Source organism: Flavobacterium sp., from assembly GCF_039932285.1.
Lineage (GTDB): Bacteria > Bacteroidota > Bacteroidia > Flavobacteriales > Flavobacteriaceae > Flavobacterium.
Genome location: NZ_JBDTQE010000011.1, coordinates 43989 through 50463 on the forward strand (window position 1 = coordinate 43989; position 6475 = coordinate 50463).

General features: G+C 29.4%; 5 protein-coding genes and 1 tRNA gene. 5 read left to right on the plus strand and 1 reads right to left on the minus strand.

The features are described 5' to 3' along the window. Positions 1-38 precede the first annotated feature (38 nt). The 5 genes from ABI549_RS04040 to ABI549_RS04060 all read left to right on the plus strand — a co-directional run bounded on the left by ABI549_RS04040 (position 39) and on the right by ABI549_RS04060 (position 6245). Positions 39-554, plus strand: a complete 516-nt coding sequence (locus ABI549_RS04040) for a DUF6155 family protein (protein ID WP_348075171.1) — start codon at positions 39-41, stop codon at positions 552-554. A gap of 77 nt (positions 555-631) precedes the next feature. Further along, entirely contained in the window at positions 632-2170 is a 1539-nt protein-coding gene (locus tag ABI549_RS04045; RefSeq protein WP_348075172.1) for a DEAD/DEAH box helicase family protein, read from the plus strand. A gap of 126 nt (positions 2171-2296) precedes the next feature. Next, positions 2297-3631, plus strand: a complete 1335-nt coding sequence (locus ABI549_RS04050) for a DEAD/DEAH box helicase (protein ID WP_348075173.1) — start codon at positions 2297-2299, stop codon at positions 3629-3631. Between the two features lie 135 nt (positions 3632-3766). After that, positions 3767-5677 (plus strand): DUF294 nucleotidyltransferase-like domain-containing protein, encoded by a 1911-nt coding sequence (locus tag ABI549_RS04055; RefSeq protein WP_348075174.1) that lies wholly within the window; start codon positions 3767-3769, stop codon positions 5675-5677. A gap of 1 nt (position 5678) precedes the next feature. Next, positions 5679-6245 (plus strand): exonuclease domain-containing protein, encoded by a 567-nt coding sequence (locus ABI549_RS04060; RefSeq protein WP_348075175.1) that lies wholly within the window; start codon positions 5679-5681, stop codon positions 6243-6245. Between the two features lie 70 nt (positions 6246-6315). On the opposite strand, the gene ABI549_RS04065 is transcribed toward ABI549_RS04060, so the two are convergent. Beyond that, positions 6316-6389, minus strand: a tRNA-Arg gene (locus tag ABI549_RS04065). Positions 6390-6475: the final 86 nt, after the last annotated feature.

Sequence of the window (6475 nt, forward strand, 5' to 3'; positions counted from 1 at the left end):
ACCTAAAGTAATTTATATTTGTAAAATAAATTCGAGTAATGAGCAAACGAGATTTAAAAAAGTACCTTTCGGAGCTAAATAAAGAGCAACTTCAAGAGCAAATAGTTGAGTTGTATGATAAGTTTGTTCCTGTAAAAACGTATTATGATTTTGTATTTAATCCAAATGAAAATAATTTGGTCAAAGAAGCAAAACTTAAAATTTCGAATGAATATTTCCCTATTAGAGGAAAAAAAGCAAAAATGAGACGTTCTGTAGCTCAAAAATTTATAAAGCATTTTATCACTCTAGGTGTAGATACTTTTATTATTGCCGATATTATGCTTTATAACATAGAAATTGCCCAAACACTATCATCAGAAAAAGAAATAAAATCTGAATTGTTTTATAAAAGTATGCTAAATTCTTTTAGTCAAGCAATTAGCTTTCTTATAGAGAAAGGAATTTTAAATGATTTCGAAAGTAGAGTAGTAGCCATCAAAAACGAAACGCTAGCTCAAAATTGGAAAAATCATTATGAGTTTAATGCTATTGTAGAAAGATTTGAATATTAATTTTTATACAATTTTTCGATTAAAATAGCCGATAAACCCTTTTTATAGCGTACTTTTGCCAAAATCAGAAAAAAAGTATGTCATACAAAGAGCTGGAACTTGAGGTAGAAGAAAAAAAAGTATTGTACGATTATCAATCTCGTGATATTGATGCTATTTTTAATAAAATGAATAATGTTCAAAACAATTATCATTTATTATATCAATTACCAACAGGGGGAGGAAAAACAGTCATTTTTTCTGAAATAGTTCGTCGTTACTTAGAAACCTATGACAAAAAAGTAGTTGTTCTAACGCATCGAATAGAGCTTTGTAAGCAGACTTCAAAAATGCTTAAAGGATTTGATGTTAAAAATAAAATTATCAACTCTAAAGTAAAAGAATTGCCAGACCAAGACGAATACTCTTGTTTTGTGGCTATGGTCGAAACACTAAAAAATAGACTTAACGACGACAAATTAATTATAGATAATGTTGGTTTAGTTATTATAGACGAAGCACATTATAACTCTTTTAGGAAGTTATTAGGTTCTTTTAATAATTCATTTATACTCGGTGTAACAGCTACACCACTAAGCTCAAACATTAAGTTACCTATGTATGAAAATTACAAAGAACTTATTGTAGGAGATCCTATTAGTAAATTAATAAATAATGGCTTTTTAGCAAAAGGAATAACTTATAGTTATGATGTAGGATTATCTAGCTTAAAAATAGGGATAAATGGCGATTATACAGTCAAATCTTCGGACGAATTATATTCTCAACTCGACATGCAAAATAAATTATTGCATGCTTATGAAGAAAAATCTAAAGGAAAAAAAACCTTAATCTTTAATAACGGAATAAATACCTCTTTATATGTTTATGAAACATTTAAAGAAGCAGGATTACCCATAAGACATCTAGATAACACAACATCTCCAGAAGACAGAAAAGATATTTTATTATGGTTTAAAAAAACTCCTGATGCTATTTTAACTTCAGTAGGGATTTTAACTACAGGTTTTGATGAGCCAACTGTCGAAACTATAATTATAAACAGAGCTACAAAATCACTTACATTATATTTCCAAATGATTGGTCGTGGATCAAGAAAACTACCTAATAAAAATGAATTTACCATCATCGATTTAGGAAACAATGCCGCTCGTTTTGGGCTTTGGAGTCAAAATGTAGATTGGCAGCACATATTCAAATCGCCTGAATATTACCTAGATAACCTTCGTGAAGATGCTGAAATTGAACTTCATTTTAAATATGAAATGCCTCCGGAATTACGTGCTAAATTTAGCAAAACTAATAACGTAACTTTTGATATTGATGCAGAGCATAAATTAGCTATATCGTTAAATCTACGCTCAAAAGTAGTACTTGAAAAATCGTTAGATCAGCATGCTGCTATGTGTGTAGATAATACTGAGGAACTTATAGATGCGAAAAATTTATCGAAAGAATTACACGATGATATCGAATGTCGTATGAAACGTTACACCAAATGTTTGAGTCAATGTAGCAAAAACTACCGAGAATGGTTGGTTGAAGATTATAAAGTGAAATTATTACTTTTAGTAGGAAAAAAATACAGAGAAAAATTATTTGCACAAGAAGATTAAGAGCTATTTCCAGCTATTCGTTGCAATCTTTTCTTTTTCTAAAGAAAAAAAGAAAAGGATTTACACTACTATCTGGGCTAGAAGTTTCAACTTCGGAAGAAATATTTTTTATAAAACAACATTATCATGTCAAAACAATTCTCCAATTTAGGAATATCGGAACCAATTATAAAAGCCTTAATCGATTTAAAAATTTCTGCCCCTACAGAAATTCAAGAAAAATCGATACCCGTTTTACTTTCTAGTCCAGATGATTTTATAGGATTGGCTAAAACAGGAACAGGAAAGACTGCTGCTTTCGGATTGCCTTTATTGCAATTGGTCGAAGTAAATAGTGCTAAAATACAAGCCGTAATATTAGTACCAACTAGAGAATTGGGGAACCAAATATTCACAAATTTAGAAAGTTTTGCTAAATATTTACCCGAAGTTTCTATTGCTTCTGTTTGCGGCGGAATCCCAATAAAACCTCAAATAGAACGTTTGCAAAAAACTACTCATATTGTTGTTGCAACACCCGGAAGGTTGATAGATTTAATAAAAAGAGGCGCTATAAACATCAAAGAAATTAACTATTTAATCCTTGATGAAGCCGACGAAATGGCAACTGCACTCAAAGAAGGATTAGACGAAATTGCAATCGATTTACCTAAAAATAGAAAAACTTGGTTGTTTTCGGCAACAATGCCTGGAACAATTAAACAATTGGTACAAAACTATATGTCAAAAAAAGTGACACAAGTAAGTGCTAGTATGGAAATTGTTGGTAATTCTAGCATCAATCACGAATATATTGTAGTAGATCCAATTGAAAAATTAGAAGTTTTAATGCATTTTCTAACTTCAAAAGAAGGACAAAGAGGTATTATTTTCTGTAAAACTAAAGCTGCAGTTAACAAATTAGCTAAGAATTTAGCGATCAATCGTTTTTCATCTGGAGCAATCCACGGAAGTTTAACGCAACCAATTCGTGACAGAATCATGGATCAGTTTCGTGCAGGACATATTAATATATTAGTTGCCACAGATTTAGCAGCTCGTGGAATCGATGTGAAGGAAATTTCGTATGTTGTAAATTATCATTTACCGGATGTTCATGAAACTTATGTGCATCGTAGCGGACGTACAGCAAGAGCTGGAGCCGAAGGATTTTCATTAACTATTTTGCAACAAGAAGAAATCGCAGAAATTGCAGATTTTGAAAAAGCTTTAGGAATTAAATTCAAAAAGTTTCAAAAACCCAATGCAGAAAGTATTGAAGAAAATAATGCATATCTATGGGCAAAGCAAATTTTCAAAACCAAACCAAATCATGAGTTATCAAATGATTTGAAAGATAAAATAAAAACTGTTTTTCATCATCTAACTAAAGATGAATTGATTGAAAAACTTATGGCTAATTATTTTTTGCAAAATAAACCTGATACGACACCAGTTGTAAAAAGACAAAAGATGAAATAAAACCTAAAATCAGTCATTTTAAGCACATAATATATTTGAACTATAATTTATATTATGTAAAATAGAATTTTTCAAATAATACTTCTTTCTCTTAAAAAATGTTATAAATTTACAAAATAGTAATCTATCTTAGTCATGAAGAATTCAATTGCAGAAAGTGTTGCCAATTTTCTAAAAAATTTTAAACCATTTAGTTTTTTAAGTTTTGAAGATTTAAAAAGTATTTCTGAAACAATTCGTGTCATACATTTAGAAAAAAATCAAATATTATTTCAAGTCAATGAAAATTTACATGATGTATTTTATGTCATGAATTCTGGTGTAATACATTTATCCGTTACTTCGGATGCGGAACAAAATTTACTTAATAAATGCTATTCTGGCGATGTTTTTGGTTTACGTCCATTTTTTGCAAAAAATAATTACCAAATGACTGCAAAAACAAATGAAGAAGCTATTTTATACGCTATTCCTATTGAAAGTTTTAAACCATTTATAGTTAAAAATACTGATGTTTTAAACTTCTTATTAGAAAGTTTTGCTCAAAATTCTAATAATCTAGCTGATAAAAACAGTAATAAATTAATTTCAGATTCTGTACAATTGTCTGAATTTCAAAATGATTTTTCTTATTTTCAAACATTAAATTATAATAAGAAGCCCCTAGTTGTAACTTATGATCAAACAATTCGAGAAGTTGCAATACTAATGGCAGATAATTTATTGGATTCAGCCTTTGTGAACAATAATAATAAATTAGTAGGAATTGTTACCGACGCAGATTTTAGAGAAAAAGTGGCTACAGGAAAACAAGCCATTCAGTCTCATATAGACAAAATAATGACACACGCTGTTATTACTGTATCAGAAAACATTTCATTAGCAGAAGCACAATTGGTTATGCTTTCACATAAAGTACATCATTTGTGTGTCACTATTGATGGTACTATATATACTGATGTAAAAGGCGTTATAACTCAAAATGACTTAGTTCAGGCCCAAGCTAATTCTCCAGGTGTCCTAATAAAAGAGATAAAACGTTCTACGGATTCTTCGGAATTAAAAGCGATAAGAAATTCTCTTGCAAATATTATACATCAAGCAGTTACAAAAAATATTCCTTTGCAACATATTTTCAATGTTTCTGGGGAAATTACATTGGCAATTATTCGAAGAGCCATCGAAATGAGTATTTTAGAATTGGGCTCCCCTCCTGTCCCATTTGCCTTCTTAAGTATAGGAAGTCAAGGAAGAAAAGAGCAATTATTATTAACAGATCATGATAATTTTTTAATATTTAATGATGTTGATATTCAACAACTTCGTGATGTGAAGGATTATTTTAATCAATTAACTAAAAAAGTAAACGAAATTTTAGAAAAAATTGGATATAAACATTGTAATTTTGGTCACCATGCTAACAATCAAATTTGGTCTAAATCATTGACAGATTGGTCTAAACAATATGAAAGCTGGATAAATACTCCAGGTGAATTTACAAATGAACATTGCTCTATATTTTTTGATTATGAATTTGTTTTTGGAGATCAAAATTTAGAAAATATTATTACAGAAACCATATTTAAAGTAAAAAATAAGTCCTTATTTTTTGATTATTTAGGTAATGATGCTTTAAAAAATCCAGCGCCACTTAATTTTTTTAAAAAATTTAATGAAGAAGAAGATGGTTTGCATAAGGATAAATTTAATATTAAAGCGAAAGGAATAAATCAGTTGGTAGATATTGCTCGTTTATTGGCAATTCACCACGGATTAAAAGGAATTAATAATACTTTTTCAAGATATAAGGAATTAGCAATTAAGGATACTTCTAATGCTGAAATTTACTTGAATGCTGCCGATACTTTCTTACTTTTATCACGATATCGAACCCTAGAAGGAATTAAAAATGATAATTCAGGAGAATATATCGATTTAGAAATAGTATCTAAATCAGACAAAGAAAAACTAAAAGAATCTTTACACGTTTTAAAAGATTTAGAAGAGATTGTAAAAGATACTTTTCAATTAACACAATTTTCATAATATGCTTGATTGGTTTAAAAACATAGGGAAAGATTATCCAGAATTCTGGAAGAACTACATCATTCAGTTTGAAACACCAACTGAAAGAAAAGTAGTTTTATATCTAGAGACAACAGGTATAAATCCTGCCAAAGACAAAATTATATCAATCGGGGCAATTGCTATAGAAAATAATCAAATTCGTTTAGAAAATTCTCTAGAAATAGAATTAAATAAATCTGAAGTAGTACAAAGTAAAAATTTAGGTTATGAAAATATTCAGGCTATAGAATCATTAATAAATTTTATAGGAAATGCAACGCTTGTAGGGCATCGCATAAATTATGATATTGAAATTATTAATGAATATTTATCTAAAATTCAAAGTGGTCGTCTAAAAAATGATTTATTTGATGTAGAAGTAATGCATACTAAAATTATCGATCAAAACTCGAAGCAATTTTCATTAGTAGAATTATTATCAATATATAAAATAGATTACCCACAAATTATAACATCTGCAAATATTTCATTTTCAATTGCTTTATTATTTTTAAAGTTAAAAAGTAGACTTAAAATGAGTTATTAATATTTATTTTATATTTTATTTTAACTACATAATACTAAAAAAAGCCTCGATGTGTGTCGAGGCTTTTTTGTGATCGCGCCAGGATTCGAACCTGGGACCTACTCATTAGAAGTGAGTTGCTCTATCCAGCTGAGCTACGCAACCTTAAAATTATTATTCAGTTGACAACTAAAAGTTGTCGGGGTGGCAGGATTCGAACCTGCGGCCTCCTGCTCCCAAAGCAGGCGCGA

Bases quoted from the DNA above. Each gene is read 5' to 3' on its own strand.
- ABI549_RS04045 (WP_348075172.1), top strand. From the start codon at position 632: ATGTCATACAAAGAGCTGGAACTTGAGGTAGAAGAAAAAAAAGTATTG.
- ABI549_RS04060 (WP_348075175.1), top strand. From the start codon at position 5,679: ATGCTTGATTGGTTTAAAAACATAGGGAAAGATTATCCAGAATTCTGG.
- ABI549_RS04050 (WP_348075173.1), top strand. From the start codon at position 2,297: ATGTCAAAACAATTCTCCAATTTAGGAATATCGGAACCAATTATAAAA.
- ABI549_RS04055 (WP_348075174.1), top strand. From the start codon at position 3,767: ATGAAGAATTCAATTGCAGAAAGTGTTGCCAATTTTCTAAAAAATTTT.
- ABI549_RS04040 (WP_348075171.1), top strand. From the start codon at position 39: ATGAGCAAACGAGATTTAAAAAAGTACCTTTCGGAGCTAAATAAAGAG.